Genomic DNA, 17,483 nt, shown 5'->3' with positions numbered 1-17,483 from the left:
TCCACCAATTTGACAAACTTCTAAATCTAGCAACTTTATAATAGTCCCTAACGATGAAATAAGAGGGAGTGCTAGTTATGGAAAAGGTAGAACAGAGTTTAATAGAGCCAATCAGAGAAGTCAACCTTCATTCATCAAAATGGAATATAGATCATTTGATAAATCAATTCCTTTTACTGTTGGAAACATTTTTTATAAAAAAGGGAATTCTCCTGTTATTAGTGGGATTTTTATTAGGACGGGCCTTAATTTTGGCAAAATTAACTCCTTTTGGCCTACCATTTTTTGCAGTAGTTTATTTAATCAAACGTGATAAGGCACCGCTAGCCTTAATCGGATTGATTGTCGGTGCTGCGACCATTTCATTGGGGAATGCAGCCTTAACATTCACCGTAGCGCTTGGCTTTCTAGTAGCGTTTAAGATAGGAGAGAAGTGGATTAAGAATGAAATGAAAGCCTTGCCCTTTTTTGTAGGAATTATTTTGGGGGCAGGGAAATTGGCAGAAGCCTTTATCTCGTCCAAGCAGCTTGCTGTTTATGACATCATGATGGTAGGGGTTCAGGCCAGCCTGGCCTTTATTTTAACGTTAATTTTTTTACAAAGTATTCCCCTATTTACCTTTCATAAGCGGAGGCAGCTATTAAAAACAGAGGAAATTGTCTGTTTAATTATTCTCCTGGCGTCCATCATGACCGGGACCATAGGTTGGAAGATTTATGATTTATCTTTAGAACACATCATGTCACGTTATCTCGTTTTAGTATTTTCCTTTATTGCTGGGGCAACTGTCGGTTCAACTGTAGGCGTTGTCACGGGTCTCATTTTTAGCCTCGCAAGTGTATCAAGCTTTTATCATATGAGTTTATTAGCCTTCTCAGGGGTTTTAGGTGGTTTATTAAAGGAAGGGAAAAAGTTAGGTGTTTCACTGGGCCTATTTATCGCTACTTTGTTGATTGGTATGTATGGTGAGGGTGGCGGTTCTCTTAAACTCACTCTAATGGAAACAGCCGGCGCTATTTTATTGTTCCTATTAACACCGCAAAACTTAACCTCCCGCTTGGCAAAGTATATTCCAGGTACCCCCGAGCACACGGCAGAACAGCAAAAATATATGCGTAAAATGCGTGATGTGACAGCTCAAAGAGTCTCGCAGTTCTCCCATGTCTTTCAAGCCCTCTCCCATAGCTTTTCTCAGGTGGATATCTTTCCGGATGATCATGAGGAGGAGCGTGAAATGGACTATTTTATGAGTCATGTGACAGCAAAGACTTGCCAAACATGTTTTAAGAAAGAACAATGCTGGGCAAAGAATTTTAATACAACCTATGCCTATATGGAACAAATTATTCATGATATGGATCGTAATGATGGAAATGTTTCCTTGAAATTGTCGAGGGATTGGGAGAAGCATTGTTCACGGACGAAAAAGGTGTATGAAACCATTGGTCAGGAGCTTACATTTTATCAGGCCAATCAAAAATTAAAAAAGAAGGTACAGGAGAGCCGAAAGCTCGTTGCCGATCAATTACAGGGTGTTTCCGAAGTAATGGGCAACTTTGCCAAGGAAATACAACGGGAGCGAGAAAATTATTATAAACAAGAAGAACAGATTATTGAGGCAATTCAGGGGTTTGGTGTTGAGATTGAACAGGTGGAGATTTTTAGTCTTGAACCGGGAAATGTCGATATTGAAATAACGGTACCTTTTTCCAACGGACATGGAGAATGCGAAAAATTAATTGCCCCGATGTTATCCGATATCCTTGGGGAATCCATCATTGTTAAAAAAGAAGATTATGAGGAATATTCAAATGGGGTATGTCATGCTGTATTCCGATCATCAAAGCCGTTTACTGTTGAAACTGGTGTAGCACATGCAGCTAAGGATGGCGGATTGGTTTCAGGTGACAGCCACTCGACCATTGAACTCGGGTTTGGCAAGTTTGCTGTTGCGATCAGTGATGGCATGGGAAATGGAGAGAGAGCCCATTATGAAAGTAAAGAAACCTTGCAGCTTTTGCAAAAAATCCTGCAATCGGGAATTGAAGAGAAATTAGCTATTAAATCAGTGAACTCGATTCTTTCTTTAAGAACTACAGATGAGATATTTTCAACTTTGGATTTAGCGATGATTGACTTGAAAAACGCTTCTGCCAACTTTCTCAAAATTGGGTCCACGCCAAGTTTCATTAAAAGGGGTAAAAAAATTATTAAGATCCAAGCAAGCAATCTTCCTATTGGGATTTTGCAGGAATTTGAGGTTGACGTCGTGTCGGAACAGTTAAAATCCGGAGATTTATTAATAATGATGAGTGATGGGGTTTTTGAAGGGCCAAAGCACGTGGAAAATTATGACTTGTGGATGAAGCGGAAGCTCCTTGAACTTGAGACGGATGACCCACAGGAGGTGGCGGACTTAATTCTTGAGGAGGTAATCAGGTCCAGATCAGAAATGATCGATGATGATATGACAGTCATGGTGGCAAAAATCAAACATAATACGCCAAAATGGGCTTCTATTCCAATCCAAAAATTAAAACGGCAAGCTTAATTCATTATTTTGTACCTTCTTCCTTCTGATTATGTATAAATACGTTTGCTCTAGTCGAAAATGGTATCAAGACTAGGAGTGGAGGGAGAAGTTATGCATACTGGTAAGATTAGGCAAGTTTTATTAATTACCGATGGCTGCTCCAATCAAGGAGAAGATCCAATTGCTATGGCTGCCTTGGCAAAAGAACAAGGAATAACGGTAAATGTTATTGGTGTCATGGATCGGGATGTTATCGATGAAAAAGGGATAACAGAAATCGAAGGAATAGCTCTATCTGGAGGAGGGGTTAGCCAGATTGTATATGCACAGCAGCTTTCGCAAACCGTTCAGATGGTTACTCGAAAAGCAATGAATCAAACAATACAGGGAGTAGTGAATCGGGAATTACAGCAAATTTTGGGACGTTCCAAAACGATGGAAGATTTGCCGCCGGAAAAAAGAGGCGAAGTCATGGAGGTAGTGGATGAGTTAGGTGAAACGGTAGAATTGGACGTGTTGGTTCTTGTCGATACGAGCGCCAGTATGAAACATAAGCTTCCAACTGTTAAGGAAGCCTTGTTGGATCTGTCATTAAGCTTAAACGCCCGCACAGGGGAAAACCAATTTTCCGTCTATGTATTTCCCGGGAAAAATCAGGATGTCGAAAAATTGTTGGATTGGACCCCAAAACTACAGGCCTTAACAAGTGTTTTTTCAAAATTATCGACAGGTGGTATTACACCTACGGGTCCGGCAATACGAGCAGCCATTTCCTCATTTGAACAAATTCATTCACGAAGGAGTTTATTGGCAAGTGATGATGAATCATTCTTTGAAGAATCTGTGTAAGGTCATTCCCGGGACAATCATTTCAGGAAAATGGCATGGAAAGCACTATCAAATAGTTAAGGAACTGGGATTTGGAGCAAACGGGGTGGTTTACCTTGCCAAGCATCTTAACACTCAAGTTGCTTTAAAAATGAGTGATAATGGAATGTCCATCACTTCTGAGGTAAATGTATTGAAATCATTTGCAAAGGTCCAAGGGTCTACCCTCGGACCTTCTTTGCTTGATGTTGATGATTGGATTAGTGATCGAGGGAGAATTTCTTTTTATGTTATGGAATATATTCAGGGTCCAGACCTATTAACTTTTTTGCAACAAAAAGGGGCGAGCTGGATGCCGGTTTTATTTCTTCAGCTCCTTAGTGATTTGGAAGTCCTGCATCAAAATGGATGGGTATTTGGTGACTTAAAACCGGAAAACTTAATTGTTACGGGCCCGCCTCCGAAGATTCGGTGCATTGATGTTGGTGGAACGACCATCCAGGGAAGGGCTATAAAGGAGTTTACCGAATTTTATGATCGCGGTTATTGGGAATTAGGTACCCGCAGAGCAGAACCAACCTATGATTTATTTGCAGTGGCCATGATTATGATTAACACGGTTTATCCAAAAAGATTTAATAAAACAACAGGGGGTTTGTCACAACTGCGGGAAGCAATCAGGCAAAAGCCAGAGCTTTCGAGATTCAATCAGGTGATTGTGAAGGCACTGCAAGGCCATTACAAAGCAGCCTCAGAAATGAGGAGGGATCTTTTAGAGGCAATTTCTGACAAACCAAGGCAAGGTCATGTATCCGCTCAAACAGCCAAGCCGAAAGTTCAAAGCAACCAACCGGGTCAAAAGGCCAGCCAGTCATTAACAAGACAAACCTATCGGAAAAAAAAGAAGAAAAACGGTTGGACTGAATTCTTCATAATCGCATTCGTCATCGGTTTATTATATTTCCTTTATATTTTTATAAAACTGCTGTAATTATTGAAACTTCTTTCCGGATTAATCGTATAACAAGAAATAGAAATAAGTAACAAAAAATTCATCAACATTGTCATACCTATTTTTTGATAGATACTAATTAAAAGTGGTAAGCTAATCTTATTCTAATTAAGCTTAGGAAAGAATGTGCATAGATATGTTTGAGGCAAAAGTTGAAGCCTTTCTGGCGAGACATTCACTCAAGCTTGATCATATCAACATGGTGGTGGGTGTTTCAGGTGGGCCGGATTCATTAGCCTTGCTTCACTTTTTGCAAAAGGAAAGGGAGAAAAAGGATTTAAATCTTGTTGTTGCTCACGTTGACCATATGTTTCGTGGGCAGGAATCGTACGAAGATGCAATGTTTGTCAAAAACTATTGTCAATCATTTGATATTCCTTTTGAAATGACACGTGTGAATGTACCGGAACTAATTCATAAAACAGGAAAGAGTTCACAGGTGGCTGCACGGGAAGTAAGATATGAATTTTATCATACGGTTATGGAGAAGTATAAAGCCCCATACTTAGCACTTGGACATCATGGTGATGATCAAGTTGAAACGATTTTGATGAGATTAACAAGGGGGAGCACTGGGATGGCAAGAGCGGGAATTCCCTTTTCCCGACCATTTGGCACTGGAATGATTATAAGACCATTCTTATGTGTAACAAAGAGAGAGATACAGTTGTACTGTCAAGAGAACCACCTCATTCCAAGGTTAGATCCTAGTAATGATAAGGGGATTTATAGTAGAAACAGATTCCGTAAAGAGGTCCTTCCTTTTTTGAAAAAAGAAAATCCTCAAGTCCATGAGCATTTTCAACGGTTTAGTGAGGAACTTCAGACAGATGATGAATTTCTCAATGATCTAGCTAGTAAAGAAATAAAGGCAGCGGTCAAGGAGCAAACAGCGGATAAAATGTCTATTGACATTAGTAAATTCCTCGAAATGCCTTTACCTTTACAAAGAAGAGCGATTCAACTAATATTAAAATATCTTTATAAAGAGGAAAAAGTTACCCTTTCAGCCATACATATTGACCAAATTTTTCGGCTTTTACAGCGAGATGAACCATCAGGCACTCTGGATTTCCCGCACGGCCTAAAGGTGATTCAATCTTATCAGCAATTATCTTTTCATTTTAACCCAGACAAAGCCAAGCCTTACTATATTGAAGCAAGAGAGCCTGGGAATTTTCTCCTCCCAAATGGGGATAGTGTGATCATTGAAAAGGTAAATCGGGACATTTCCGAAAGGGGTTCTCATATAGCTGTATTTAATGAGGAAGAAATCAAATGGCCAATTGTCATTCGCACTAGGAGCAAGGGTGATCGGATGACTTTAAAAGGGATGTCTGGTTCAAAAAAGTTGAAAGACATTTTTATTGACGAAAAGATTCCTCTTCATGACCGAGATACATGGCCTGTAATAACAGATGGTCATAACCGGATCATTTGGCTGCCAGGCTTAAAAAGGTCATCATTTGAAGAAAAAAAAGCAATCACACATCAAAATTTACTACTCACATTAAAAAGTAATGATCTTCTAGGGGGCACAATGAATGATGAATCAGGACATTGAAAAAGTATTAGTTTCAGAAGAGGAAATCCAGGGAAAAATAAAAGAGCTGGCAACACAGTTAACAGAAGAATATAAAGATCGCTTTCCTCTTGCAATCGGAGTATTAAAGGGTGCAATGCCGTTTATGGCTGATTTATTAAAACGCATGGATTGTTATTTGGAAATGGATTTTATGGATGTATCAAGTTATGGGACTGCATTTGTTTCATCTGGAGAGGTAAAAATCCTAAAGGATTTAGATACTTCTGTAGAGGGAAGAGATATCCTAATCATTGAGGATATTATTGACAGTGGGTTGACCTTGAGTTATTTAGTGGATTTATTCAAATACCGTAAGGCAAAATCCATTAAAATCGTTACGCTTCTTGATAAACCAAGTGGAAGAAAGAGCGATATTCAAGCTGATTATGTTGGTTTTATTGTTCCGGATGAATTTGTTGTTGGTTACGGATTAGACTATATTGAGAAGTATCGAAACCTTCCATATATTGGCGTTTTAAAACCGGAAGTTTATAGTACTAACGAATAATCATATTCGATTTTTCCCGTTAACATATGGATCAAAAAACGCCCTAACAAGGGCAATTTCTTGAATTTACAAGATTTTCTATGATACTATTTAATATAGTTTTTACCCGCGGGAGGAGGTAAGAGATGAATCGGATTTTCCGTAATACCATCTTTTATTTATTGATATTTTTAGTTATTATTGGCGTTGTTAGTTTCTTCAATGGTAGCAACGACCAAACTGACCAAATTTCTTATGACAAGTTTGTGCAGCGATTAGAAAACAAGGAAGTAAAGTCCTTTTCGATGCAGCCAGAACGAGGGGTATATGAAGTTCGTGGTGAACTTTCAACAAACAGTAAGAAATTTATTACTTATATCCCTAACAGTGAAAAAATTCTAGACAGTATTCAAAGCTCCAAAGTTAAAGTTGACGTAATGCCAGCGAAGGAAACAAGTGGATGGGTTACCTTCTTTACATCCATTATTCCATTTGTGATTATTTTTATCTTATTCTTCTTCTTATTGAACCAAGCTCAAGGCGGCGGAAGCCGAGTTATGAACTTTGGTAAATCTAAGGCTAAGCTTTATAACGATGATAAGAAAAAAGTCCGTTTTAAAGATGTAGCTGGTGCGGATGAAGAAAAAGCAGAATTAGTGGAAGTTGTTGAGTTTTTAAAAGACCCGCGGAAGTTTTCTGAGTTGGGTGCACGTATTCCAAAAGGTGTCCTTCTTGTAGGACCTCCGGGAACAGGTAAAACGCTCCTAGCCCGTGCGGTTGCTGGTGAGGCAGGAGTGCCATTCTTCTCCATCAGTGGATCTGATTTCGTTGAAATGTTTGTCGGGGTCGGTGCATCCCGTGTCCGTGATTTATTTGAAAATGCGAAGAAAAATGCTCCATGTATTATTTTTATCGATGAAATTGATGCTGTTGGACGTCAGCGTGGTGCCGGTTTAGGTGGCGGGCACGATGAGCGTGAACAGACCTTAAACCAATTGCTTGTTGAAATGGATGGTTTTGGCGCCAATGAGGGAATAATCATTATCGCCGCAACCAACCGTCCAGATATTTTAGACCCTGCATTATTACGTCCTGGTCGTTTTGACCGTCAAATTACTGTTGATCGTCCGGATGTAAATGGACGTGAAGCGGTTTTAGGTGTACATGCACGCAATAAGCCGTTAGATGAAGCCGTAAATCTAAAACATATCGCTATGAGAACTCCAGGATTCTCTGGTGCAGACCTTGAGAATCTACTGAATGAGGCGGCTCTTGTGGCAGCCCGTCAAAACAAAAAGAAAATCGATATGGTTGATATTGATGAAGCAGTAGACCGCGTTATCGCTGGACCTGCGAAAAAGAGCCGGGTTATTTCAGAGAAGGAACGCAAAATCGTTGCCTTCCACGAAGGCGGTCATACAGTGATTGGGTTAGTGCTAGATGAAGCAGATATGGTTCACAAAGTTACCATTGTACCACGTGGTCAAGCCGGTGGATATGCTGTCATGCTGCCAAGAGAAGATCGTTACTTTATGACCAAGCCAGAGTTATTAGATAAAATTGTTGGTCTTTTGGGTGGACGTGTAGCTGAGGAGATTGTCTTTGGTGAAGTAAGTACGGGAGCGCATAATGACTTCCAGCGTGCTACCGGAATCGCACGTCGAATGGTAACCGAGTTTGGTATGAGTGATAAGCTTGGACCGCTACAGTTTGGTTCAGCTCAAGGTGGTCAGGTATTCCTTGGACGTGATCTCCATAATGAGCAAAATTATTCCGATGCAATTGCTTATGAGATTGATTTAGAAATCCAGCGGATTATTAAAGAGTCTTATGAGAGATGTAGACAAATTCTTACCGAAAATCGCGATAAACTGGATTTAATCGCGAAAACGCTCTTAGAAGTAGAAACGCTTAATGCGGAACAAATCAAGTATTTAGTTGAAAATGGCCGCTTGCCTGAAGACCCTACAGAGCTTAAAACGGTAAAATTAGATAACAAAAAAGCTGATGATGTAAAAGTAACCATCAATACCAAGAAGGATGAGGGAGAAAAAGAGGAGAAGTCATTCCTAGATACCCCTCCTGAGGACATTGATTATAAGTAAATGAGGGAAGAGTGCTTTGATGAAGCACTCTTTTTTTTCACGAATAAACTAATTATGGTATTATGTTTGCATGTAAGCAATGAAAACATAACAAAGTGAGTGATCAATGTTGATTTTCGTTTTTGATGTGGGGAATACAAATATTGTTTTAGGTGTATATGATGGTGAAGAACTGAAATATCATTGGCGGATTGAAACAAACCGCAACAGAACAGAAGACGAATTTGGTATGAGTATCAAATCATTATTTGAGCATGCAGGACTTTCTTTTTCAGATATAAATGGCATTATCATTTCTTCGGTTGTACCTCCGATTATGTTTGCTTTAGAAAGAATGTGTCATAAGTACTTCCATATTAAACCTTTAGTCGTTGGCCCTGGCATTAAGACGGGACTAAATATTAAATATGAAAATCCTAGGGAAGTGGGAGCGGACAGAATTGTTAACGCAGTTGCTGCCATTCACGAGTATGGTTGTCCGCTGATTATTGTTGATTTTGGCACAGCAACGACTTATTGCTATGTGAATGAAGATCGTCAATATATGGGTGGTGCCATCGCTCCTGGAATTGGGATTTCAACAGAAGCTCTTTATTCAAGGGCTGCTAAGCTGCCCCGTATTGAAATTGCCCGGCCCGAAGGCGTTATTGGAAAAAATACAGTATCTGCCATGCAAGCTGGTATTGTCTATGGTTATGTTGGACAAGTTGAAGGCGTTGTAAAGCGGATGATGGACCAAAGTAAAAAGAAACCAACCGTCATTGCAACCGGCGGATTGGCAAATTTAATAGCTCAAGAATCCACCATCATTGATGTTGTTGACCCTTTTCTAACTTTGAAAGGGTTGCAGCTAATTTATAAACGGAATACGGATACCATAAAGAATAGCACTGAGAAAGGGGAATAGGAATGAACGATTATCTTGTAAAAGCTTTAGGATTTGACGGAAATATAAGAGCATATGCGGTTAGAACCACAGAAACGGTGAGTGAGGCCCAACGTCGTCATGGAACTTGGAGAACAGCATCTGCCGCCTTAGGCCGCACTATGACTGCAGGGGTCATGATGGGCGCCATGTTAAAAGGGGACAATAAGTTAACAATTAAAATTGATGGCGGCGGTCCTCTTGGACCCATTCTCGTGGATAGTAATGCCAAGGGTGAAGTACGTGGGTATGTGACAAATCCCGAGATAGATTTTGAAGCAAATGAACATGGTAAGCTTGATGTACGCCGCGCGGTTGGAACAGAAGGGGTATTATCAGTGGTAAAGGATACGGGAATGCGTGACTTTTTCTCCGGTCAAGTTCCCCTTGTTTCCGGAGAATTAGGGGAGGATTTTACCTATTACTTTGCGACTTCAGAACAGGTTCCTTCATCTGTAGGAGTTGGTGTATTAGTAAATCCTGATGACTCCATTCTAGCTGCTGGAGGATTTATTCTTCAAGTTATGCCGGGGACATCCGATGCCATTATTTCTAAATTGGAAGAAAGGCTAAAAGNNGTTTCGAAATTGATTGAAAAAGGACTTACTCCTGAACAATTATTAGAAGAACTGTTCGGCAGTGGAAATGTAAAAATCATGGAAACGATGCCAGTCAAGTTTGCTTGTAATTGCTCCAAACAACGATTTGCAGATGCCATTATTGGCTTAGGGGCAAAAGAAATTCACGATATGATTGTAGAAGACGGCCAGGCTGAGGCACACTGCCATTTTTGCAATGAAAAATATCTTTTTTCCAGGGAAGAATTAGAGGAATTAATGAAGGAAGCTAAATAAACATAACCACTGGAGGAGAACAGGTTGGGGAAGAAGCAGCTTTGGATGGTTATAGCAGGACTCATTTTGCTCAATTGCCTCACGATTACTTTCTTCTTAACAAAGGGATCGAACGAGGAAAGTGCTGAGAATGAAGCAGTGGCAAAAGTGGGGAAACAAACCATTACACGACAGGATTGGCTCCACCAATTAGAAATTAGATATGGAAAAGATGTTTTAAAGGAAATGATTGATCAAAAGGTTATTAAAGAAATGGCTGAAAAGTATGGCGTTCGCATTTCTGATCAAGAAGTGGAACGGGAATTCAGATTGCTGCAAGCAACAAATCAATCATTTAATCAGAATAACACCTATAATAACAAAAAGTGGAAAGAACAAATTCGAAACAGCCTAATTTTAGAAGAGCTTTTAACAAAGGATGTTAATATATCCGATAAAGAGTTAAGGGCCTATTATGAAAAAAATAAAGATTTATTTAATGTTCCTGAAGTTTATCATCTCTCGCAAATCATTGTAAAAACGAATGATGAAGCCAAAAAGGTATTAAAGGAATTGTCACAAGGATCGAGTTTTTCAGCCACGGCCATGGAAAGCTCTGTTGATGAGTTTTCCGCAAATGAAGGCGGCGATATTGGGTATATTAGTGAAGGGGATGAAAAGTACCCGGATCAATACATTACTGCCGCGAAGCAGCTGAAAAAAGGAGCTGTCACCAAACCAATCAAGGTAGAACAAGGTTACGCTGTTCTGAAGCTTATGAGTAAAAAGAGCGGACTTAAATATTCGTATAATCAAGTAAAAGATGAAATACGACGGCAAATGGCTTTAGAACAATTAAAAACATCAGCATCTGCATCGACCTTTTGGAAAGAGGCAGGAGTTGAATGGTTTTACGGAAAAGACCAGAATACTAACTAAAAACACAGGATAAACATTCTGTGTTTTTCTTTTACAAAAATTTCACAAAATTCCCATAGCAAAATGATTGACAAAACCAATTTAAAATTGGTAAATTGTATATAAATCCAATAAAAATACTCGGAATAGAGGTGCCCATATGGTTCGTGTTGCAAATTCAGTTGCCGAATTAGTCGGCCAAACACCAATTGTAAAGCTAAATAGATTAGTAGATGACAATAGCGCAGAAGTATACTTAAAGCTTGAATATTTTAACCCTGGAAGTAGCGTTAAGGACCGGATTGGTTTAGCAATGATTGAGGCCGCAGAACAAGAGGGTTTAATTAAACCAGGTGATACCATTATTGAACCAACCAGTGGTAATACTGGAATTGGTCTTGCAATGATTGCTGCTGCAAAAGGATATCGTGCCGTATTTGTAATGCCTGAAACAATGAGCTTAGAGAGAAGAAATCTCCTTCGTGCTTACGGGGCAGAGCTTGTGTTAACTCCGGGACCAGAAGGTATGAAAGGTGCTATTGCTAAAGCAGAAGCACTTGCAGCAGAAAACGGCTATTTCATGCCGCAACAATTTAAAAACCAAGCAAACCCTGAAGTTCATAGAAGAACAACTGGGAAAGAAATTGTAGAGCAAATGGACCAACTGGATGCATTTGTATCCGGTATCGGTACAGGTGGAACCATTTCCGGTGCGGGAAGTGTCATTCGTGAAAAATTCCCAAATGCTAAGATTTATGCAGTTGAGCCAAAGGATTCAAATATCCTTTCGGGTGGAAAGCCTGGCCCTCATAAACTTCAAGGCCTTGGAGCAGGATTTGTTCCTGATACGTTAAATACAAATATTTATGATGAAGTGGTTCAAATTACCACTGAAGAGGCATTTGAAGCTTCCCGTCGTGCAGCAAGAGAAGAAGGGATTCTAGGTGGCATCTCTTCAGGAGCAGCCATCTCTGCGGCCCTGAAGGTAGCAAGAGAACTTGGCAAAGGTAAAAAGGTTCTTGCGATCATTCCTGATAACGGTGAGCGTTATTTAAGTACACCATTATATCAATACGATGCAGAATAATTCCTATTAAAAAAGAGGCATTGGCTTACAAAAAGCCATGCTTCTTTTTTATGAACTTAAATAAATGCTGGGTCCTCCATTGCTTTATTGATAAACCAATTTCATGTATGATAATAAGAGTTGTAATTTTGGCAAGGGGGATGAAATAAGAGGTGCAAACAATTCATTGTGGTCCCTATATATTGGATTTTACGAAAAAAACCAATGTTATGGGAATTCTAAATGTGACACCGGATTCCTTTTCGGATGGAGGAAGGTTTAATGTAATTGAAATGGCCATTGAGCATGCAAAAGAAATGGTAGCAAATGGTGCGGACATTATTGATATTGGTGGAGAATCCACTCGCCCTGGTTTTACAGCCGTTTCTTTGGATGAGGAATTAGAACGAGTTATACCAGTCATTGAAGCAATAGCTCAACATGTACAGGTACCTATTTCAATTGATACGTATAAAGCAGAAGTGGCCAAGCAGGCTTTGAAAGCGGGTGCCCATATTATTAATGATATTTGGGGTGCCAAGGCAGATGATCAAATGGCCACTGTAGCGGCGGAGTTTGATGCTCCGATTATACTAATGCACAATCGCCATGATCGTCAGTATTCTATGTTTGTCAGAGATGTCATTAGCGACTTATTCGAAAGCATCACGCTCGTTAAAAATGCCGGTGTAAAGGATCATAATATTATCTTGGACCCTGGGATTGGTTTTGCTAAAGATTATCAAGAAAACCTAATGATGATGCAAAATTTAGATAAGCTTACCATGTTGGGGTATCCTGTACTATTAGGTACTTCTCGTAAGTCGTTGATTGGACAGGCCCTTAATCTCCCTGTTAGTGAAAGAATGGAAGGAACAGGAGCTACCGTTTGCTACGGAATCCAAAAGGGGTGCCAGATAATCAGGGTTCATGATGTTAAGGAAATGAGCAGAATGGCCAAAATGGTGGATGCGCTTATGGGAAAAGGTGATCAGATTGGATAAAATATATGTAAATGAAATGGAATTCTATGGTTATCATGGCGTTTTTCCGGAGGAGAATGTACTGGGACAACGTTTTAAAGTGGATTTATCAGTTAAGGTTGATTTAAGGCAGGCGGGAGAGACTGACGACCTTAAATATTCAGTTCATTATGGTGAGCTCTATCAATTGTGTAAAGAAATTGTTGAAGGTAAACCATTTAAACTAGTAGAAGCGGTCGCTGAAAAAATTGCTGGTGCTGTTCTAACAGGATTTCCACTAGTCCATGAGGTTACTGTGAAGGTAATCAAACCAGATCCTCCTATTCCTGGTCATTATAAAAGCGTGGCTATAGAACTGACAAGGAGCAGATAATAATGGAAAATATTGCATTTATCGCCCTTGGCTCGAACTTGGGTAATCGTTATGACACCTTGATTGAGGCAATTAAAATGTTATCAAGTGACCCGAACATAAAATTAATAAATAAATCTTCTGTATATGAAACAGATCCTGTCGGTTACACAGACCAGGATTTATTTTTAAATATGGTCATTGAAGTGAGAACTGGGTTAAGCGCAAATGAATTATTAGAAAAATGCTTGGCAACAGAATTGGAACTTGGAAGAAAGCGGGAAATTAAGTGGGGACCTCGGACAATAGACCTTGACATCCTAACCTATAATCAAGAAAATATTGAAACGGAGAACCTTACTATTCCACATCCACGTATATTGGAGCGGGCCTTTGTTATGATTCCGCTTATTGAAATAAAGCCCGATCTTTTATTGGCTGGAAATGAAAAGCCGGTCATACAGCACTTGAATGAATTACCAGACAAAGAAGGAGTCCGAATATGGAAGCGGAAAAGTGGGGAAGACGTATTCGAGCCTATCGGAAGCTAAAGGGTTTTACACAGGAGAGCTTTTCGAAGGAACTTGGTGTATCAGTATCTATTATTGGTGAAATTGAACGAGGAAATCGCCTGCCGACAGGTGACTTACTTGAAAAAATAATAAAGTGTTTAAATGTTAGTATAGAGGAATTAGCTCCAAAAGAGTAAAACAGGAATCGGAGGTAGAGATATGTTGAAAATTGGTAATATCGAAATGAAAAACCAAGTCGTTCTGGCTCCGATGGCCGGAGTTTGCAACTCAGCATTCCGTCTAACGGTTAAGGAATTTGGTGCAGGTTTAGTCTGTGCTGAAATGGTCAGTGATAAAGGAATTGTTTTTAAAAACGAAAAAACAATGAATTTGCTATATATAGATGAGCGTGAAAAACCGTTGAGTTTGCAGATTTTTGGCGGTGAAAAGGAAACGCTAGTGGAAGCGGCGAAATTCGTAGATCAAAATACCAATGCTGATATTATTGATATCAACATGGGATGTCCTGTTCCAAAAATCACAAAATGTGATGCAGGGGCAAAATGGTTGTTAGACCCAAATAAAATTTATGAAATGGTATCCGCTGTAGTCCATGCTGTTGAGAAACCCGTTACGGTCAAAATGAGAATGGGCTGGGATGAGGATCATATTTTTGCTGTCAAGAATGCACAAGCTGTCGAGCGTGCAGGCGGGAAGGCTATTGCCCTCCACGGAAGAACACGTGTGCAAATGTATGAAGGTAAGGCTAATTGGGATATTATCAGAGAGGTTAAACAATCAGTTACGATTCCGGTGATTGGGAATGGAGATGTCCAAACCCCGCAGGACGCTAAACGGATGCTTGAAGAAACGGGCTGTGACGGAGTCATGATTGGAAGAGCAGCATTGGGTAACCCGTGGATGATTTATCGTACCGTTCAATATTTAGAGACAGGCAAATTATTGGGTGAGCCATCTGTACGTGAGAAAATGGATGTCTGCATCCTTCATTTAGACCGGTTAATTGCATTGAAAAATGAGGATATTGCGGTGAGAGAAATGCGTAAGCATGCGGCTTGGTATTTAAAAGGAATCCGCGGTAATGCTAAGGTGCGAAATGCCATCAATGAATGTCAAACCCGTGAGCAGCTTGTTTCTTTATTAAATGAATTAGCATTAGATGAATCTCAAAATCAAGCTATCGTCGGATAGATATATTTGACATTAATAGACTCTTTTTCTATAATGTTTGTGTTTACATTTATTCAACTGCCGGTCTCAAACTGGCAGTTTTTATTTATATCACATTTTTTGATGTCTGAAACGTTCATTTTGTGTAAAATAATAGAAGTATGCATGAAACGTGTTGATGGACGAGTATATCCCAGCGTTTACATAATATAAGATATTAATAATGGAGTTGATACCTGTGAGTAATGAAGAATTAAATGACCAGCTGATTGTCAGACGTGAAAAAATGTCGGCTATGCGTGAAAAGGGCCTTGACCCATTCGGCAAACGTTTTGAGCGGTCTCACACGACAAAAGAAATTATTGAACAATTCGATGGAATTGAAAAAGAAGACCTAGAAGGTAAAAATGTTGCAGTTTCTCTTGCTGGAAGAATAATGACCAAGCGCGGAAAAGGTAAAGCCGGTTTTGCGCATATACAGGATTTGACAGGTCAAATTCAAATCTATGTAAGACTAGATGCTGTTGGAGAAGAACAATATGAAATTTTTGACTCAGCAGATTTAGGGGACATTGTTGGGGTACATGGGACTCTTTTCAAAACAAAGGTCGGCGAGTTATCTATCAAAGTTTCAAACTTTGTCTTTCTTTCAAAAGCACTTCGCCCGCTTCCTGATAAGTTCCATGGTTTAAAGGATGTTGAACAACGATATCGCCAACGGTACCTTGACCTAATCATGAGTCAGGAGAGCAAAGAAACTTTCATTACTCGCAGTAAGATTATTCAAGCCATGCGCCGCTACTTAGATGATAATGGCTACCTGGAAGTTGAAACACCAATGATGCATGCGATTGCGGGAGGTGCCTCTGCCCGTCCGTTCATCACACATCACAATGCGCTTGATATGGAATTATATATGAGGATCGCTATTGAACTTCACTTAAAACGATTAATCGTCGGCGGTTTGGAAAAAGTTTATGAGATTGGCCGTGTTTTTAGAAACGAAGGTGTTTCCACACGTCACAATCCAGAGTTTACAATGATTGAGCTTTACGAAGCTTATGCAGATTATCGTGATGTTATGGCTCTTACAGAAAACCTGATTGCTCATTGTGCCCAAGAAGTATTAGGAACTACCACGATTCAATATGGTGAGTATGAAGTGGATTTAAAACCAGAATGGAAGAGACTTCACATGGTCGATGCCATTAAGGAATATACGGGTGTAGACTTCTGGAAGGAAATGAGCGTGGAGGAAGCCCGGGCGCTTGCAAAAGAACACGGTGTCGAGATTACTGAACATATGCTATATGGTCACATCGTGAATGAGTTCTTTGAACAAAAGGTGGAAGAAAAATTAATTCAGCCAACCTTTATTTATGGTCATCCAGTGGAAATTTCTCCTCTTGCGAAGAAAAATGATGAAGATCCACGTTTTACTGATCGTTTTGAATTGTTTATTGTCGCTCGTGAGCATGCTAATGCTTTCACAGAGCTTAACGATCCAATCGATCAAAGAGAACGTTTTGAAGCCCAATTAAAAGAACGTGAACAAGGTAATGACGAAGCTCATTTAATGGATGATGACTTCATCGAGGCATTAGAATACGGAATGCCACCAACAGGTGGATTAGGAATTGGTATCGACCGTTTAGTTATGCTATTAACAAACGCTCCATCTATCCGTGATGTCCTATTATTCCCGTTAATGCGTCATAAATAATGATTAAAGGGGGTGCCGAGATATTGTTCGGTACCCTTTTTTTGTTCTATCTGTTCTAACGTAAAGCACCACGTGAAGAATTAAGTACTGGCTAATTCTAAAAAAAGATTAACATAGAACACGGTAGCTGTTGTTATTTTTAGGAACTGCCATTATCCATTTTTATCTACTAAATGACAATGCGTGGGGAGGAAATGAGAGGGGGCTTAAAACAGCATTTTTTAAGAAGGGGTGAGAAAATTAAAACTTTAAAACAAAACGAAAAAAACTATTGCACTAAACTTTTGAAGGTGGTATATTAATATCTGTTGTTGCGAAACATTACGTTTTCAACAAAGAAATTTTTAAAAAAAGTTATTGACTTTGTGTTGATAGCTTGGTATGATAATAAAGTCGCTTTTGAGAGCGATGAAGATTGATCTTTGAAAA

At 39.6% G+C, this 17,483-nt stretch carries 16 protein-coding genes; all 16 read left to right on the top strand.

Annotated elements, in window-relative coordinates:
- The first annotated feature begins 77 nt into the window (after positions 1–77).
- The 16 genes from spoIIE (at position 78) to lysS (ending at position 17,054) form a co-directional block, all read left to right on the top strand.
- The gene (gene spoIIE, locus V7083_RS10860) at positions 78–2,552 is read left to right on the top strand and encodes a stage II sporulation protein E (protein WP_335477566.1); all 2,475 of its coding nucleotides are present in this window, start codon (positions 78–80) and stop codon (positions 2,550–2,552) included.
- 93 nt (positions 2,553–2,645) lie between these two features.
- Complete coding sequence (locus tag V7083_RS10855; protein ID WP_335477564.1) at positions 2,646–3,383, top strand: VWA domain-containing protein; 738 nt, start codon at positions 2,646–2,648, stop codon at positions 3,381–3,383.
- Positions 3,352–4,353, top strand: coding sequence for a serine/threonine protein kinase (locus V7083_RS10850; RefSeq protein ID WP_335477618.1), 1,002 nt, complete (start codon positions 3,352–3,354; stop codon positions 4,351–4,353). The genes V7083_RS10855 and V7083_RS10850 overlap by 32 nt, the downstream gene beginning before the upstream one ends.
- 157 nt (positions 4,354–4,510) lie before the next feature.
- Positions 4,511–5,938: a tRNA lysidine(34) synthetase TilS gene (tilS, locus tag V7083_RS10845; RefSeq protein ID WP_335477561.1), complete on the top strand. Its 1,428-nt coding sequence runs from the start codon at positions 4,511–4,513 to the stop codon at positions 5,936–5,938.
- Positions 5,919–6,467 carry a hypoxanthine phosphoribosyltransferase gene (gene hpt / locus V7083_RS10840; protein WP_335477559.1) on the top strand — a complete coding sequence of 183 codons (549 nt, stop codon included), beginning with the start codon at positions 5,919–5,921 and terminating at the stop codon, positions 6,465–6,467. Before tilS ends, hpt begins: the two co-directional genes overlap by 20 nt.
- A 125-nt stretch (positions 6,468–6,592) precedes the next feature.
- Positions 6,593–8,551, top strand: a complete 1,959-nt coding sequence (gene ftsH / locus V7083_RS10835; RefSeq protein ID WP_335477557.1) for an ATP-dependent zinc metalloprotease FtsH — start codon at positions 6,593–6,595, stop codon at positions 8,549–8,551.
- Between the two features lie 109 nt (positions 8,552–8,660).
- Positions 8,661–9,458: a type III pantothenate kinase gene (locus V7083_RS10830; protein WP_335477616.1), complete on the top strand. Its 798-nt coding sequence runs from the start codon at positions 8,661–8,663 to the stop codon at positions 9,456–9,458.
- A 2-nt stretch (positions 9,459–9,460) separates the two neighbouring features.
- Positions 9,461–10,330 (top strand): Hsp33 family molecular chaperone HslO, encoded by an 870-nt coding sequence (gene hslO, locus V7083_RS10825; protein ID WP_335477555.1) that lies wholly within the window; start codon positions 9,461–9,463, stop codon positions 10,328–10,330.
- A 24-nt stretch (positions 10,331–10,354) separates the two neighbouring features.
- Positions 10,355–11,248 (top strand): peptidyl-prolyl cis-trans isomerase, encoded by an 894-nt coding sequence (locus V7083_RS10820; RefSeq protein WP_335477553.1) that lies wholly within the window; start codon positions 10,355–10,357, stop codon positions 11,246–11,248.
- Between the two features lie 139 nt (positions 11,249–11,387).
- Positions 11,388–12,314 carry a cysteine synthase A gene (gene cysK, locus V7083_RS10815; RefSeq protein ID WP_335477551.1) on the top strand — a complete coding sequence of 309 codons (927 nt, stop codon included), beginning with the start codon at positions 11,388–11,390 and terminating at the stop codon, positions 12,312–12,314.
- Between the two features lie 209 nt (positions 12,315–12,523).
- Complete coding sequence (gene folP / locus V7083_RS10810; protein WP_335477614.1) at positions 12,524–13,297, top strand: dihydropteroate synthase; 774 nt, start codon at positions 12,524–12,526, stop codon at positions 13,295–13,297.
- Positions 13,290–13,649, top strand: a complete 360-nt coding sequence (folB, locus tag V7083_RS10805; RefSeq protein WP_335477549.1) for a dihydroneopterin aldolase — start codon at positions 13,290–13,292, stop codon at positions 13,647–13,649. The genes folP and folB overlap by 8 nt, the downstream gene beginning before the upstream one ends.
- Positions 13,650–13,651: 2 nt before the next feature.
- Positions 13,652–14,179, top strand: a complete 528-nt coding sequence (gene folK / locus V7083_RS10800; RefSeq protein ID WP_335477547.1) for a 2-amino-4-hydroxy-6-hydroxymethyldihydropteridine diphosphokinase — start codon at positions 13,652–13,654, stop codon at positions 14,177–14,179.
- A complete protein-coding gene (locus tag V7083_RS10795) occupies positions 14,131–14,337 on the top strand; it encodes a helix-turn-helix domain-containing protein (RefSeq protein WP_335477545.1) in 207 nt (68 codons plus the stop codon). Before folK ends, V7083_RS10795 begins: the two co-directional genes overlap by 49 nt.
- A 22-nt stretch (positions 14,338–14,359) precedes the next feature.
- On the top strand, positions 14,360–15,352 hold the full coding sequence (dusB, locus tag V7083_RS10790) for a tRNA dihydrouridine synthase DusB (protein ID WP_335477543.1): 993 nt from the start codon (positions 14,360–14,362) through the stop codon (positions 15,350–15,352).
- A 202-nt stretch (positions 15,353–15,554) separates the two neighbouring features.
- On the top strand, positions 15,555–17,054 hold the full coding sequence (gene lysS, locus V7083_RS10785) for a lysine--tRNA ligase (RefSeq protein ID WP_335477541.1): 1,500 nt from the start codon (positions 15,555–15,557) through the stop codon (positions 17,052–17,054).
- The last annotated feature ends 429 nt before the right edge of the window (positions 17,055–17,483 follow it).

The sequence above is a fragment of the Bacillus sp. JJ1764 genome (assembly GCF_036962145.1).
Taxonomy (GTDB): Bacteria; Bacillota; Bacilli; order Bacillales; family Cytobacillaceae; genus Neobacillus.
The sequence above is the reverse complement of the archived record's forward strand: the minus strand, read 5'-3'. Positions and strand labels throughout refer to the sequence as shown.

Excerpts from the sequence above, each read along its gene's own strand:
- folK (WP_335477547.1), top strand. The coding sequence starts at position 13,652 with ATGGAAAATATTGCATTTATCGCCCTTGGCTCGAACTTGGGTAATCGT.
- V7083_RS10850 (WP_335477618.1), top strand. The coding sequence starts at position 3,352 with ATGATGAATCATTCTTTGAAGAATCTGTGTAAGGTCATTCCCGGGACA.
- ftsH (WP_335477557.1), top strand. The coding sequence starts at position 6,593 with ATGAATCGGATTTTCCGTAATACCATCTTTTATTTATTGATATTTTTA.
- V7083_RS10855 (WP_335477564.1), top strand. The coding sequence starts at position 2,646 with ATGCATACTGGTAAGATTAGGCAAGTTTTATTAATTACCGATGGCTGC.
- spoIIE (WP_335477566.1), top strand. The coding sequence starts at position 78 with ATGGAAAAGGTAGAACAGAGTTTAATAGAGCCAATCAGAGAAGTCAAC.
- tilS (WP_335477561.1), top strand. The coding sequence starts at position 4,511 with ATGTTTGAGGCAAAAGTTGAAGCCTTTCTGGCGAGACATTCACTCAAG.
- V7083_RS10795 (WP_335477545.1), top strand. The coding sequence starts at position 14,131 with ATGGAAGCGGAAAAGTGGGGAAGACGTATTCGAGCCTATCGGAAGCTA.
- cysK (WP_335477551.1), top strand. The coding sequence starts at position 11,388 with ATGGTTCGTGTTGCAAATTCAGTTGCCGAATTAGTCGGCCAAACACCA.
- hpt (WP_335477559.1), top strand. The coding sequence starts at position 5,919 with ATGATGAATCAGGACATTGAAAAAGTATTAGTTTCAGAAGAGGAAATC.
- lysS (WP_335477541.1), top strand. The coding sequence starts at position 15,555 with ATGGAGTTGATACCTGTGAGTAATGAAGAATTAAATGACCAGCTGATT.
- dusB (WP_335477543.1), top strand. The coding sequence starts at position 14,360 with ATGTTGAAAATTGGTAATATCGAAATGAAAAACCAAGTCGTTCTGGCT.
- folP (WP_335477614.1), top strand. The coding sequence starts at position 12,524 with ATGGGAATTCTAAATGTGACACCGGATTCCTTTTCGGATGGAGGAAGG.